The 557-nt window shown below is 63.7% G+C and carries 1 protein-coding gene; it reads left to right on the plus strand.

Going from position 1 to position 557, the window contains the following annotated elements; translation table 11 throughout:
• Positions 1-557 (plus strand): nucleoside-diphosphate sugar epimerase/dehydratase (locus FUT88_RS25700; protein WP_410003903.1); only part of this gene is annotated, 557 nt, incomplete at both ends.

Below are 557 nucleotides of genomic sequence, written 5' to 3' on the forward strand. Positions count from 1 at the left end.
GCCTGCTGCGCGATGGCGGCGTGCTGTACGCGATCGTGCCAAACACGTTCACCAATTCGGTCGATTTTCTGGTGGCGGATCACGTCAACCACTTCACGCACACGTCGCTGCAGACGCTGCTGGCCAACCACGGGTTTGACCTGCTCGAGGCGGACGCGAACAGCCACCGTGGCGCATTCGTCGTAACCGCCGTGCGCCGTCCGGGCGACAGCAAAGTCGCGCCGGTGCTCGACGCGCAAGCATTGGCTGACACGCAGAGCGCCGCTCGCAAGCTTGCCGGTTTCTGGCAGCAAGCCTCCAGCCATCTGACGGACTTTGAAACGCAGCACGGCAGCGCGCCCGCCGTCATTTACGGTGCCGGTTTCTACGGCGCCTACACCGCGAGCAATCTGCAACAGCCGCATGCCCTGCGCGCGTTTGTCGATCAGAACCCGTACCTGCAAGGGTCTTCCCTGGCGGGCAAACCGGTGGTGGCGCTGGACAGCATTCCGGACGAAGTTGAAGTGGTGTACCTGGCCGTCAACCCGGTCATTGCCGATGAAGTGCGGCACACCGTG

The organism is Ralstonia sp. TCR112 (genome assembly GCF_007997035.1).
In the GTDB taxonomy this organism is placed as follows: domain Bacteria; phylum Pseudomonadota; class Gammaproteobacteria; order Burkholderiales; family Burkholderiaceae; genus Ralstonia; species Ralstonia edaphi.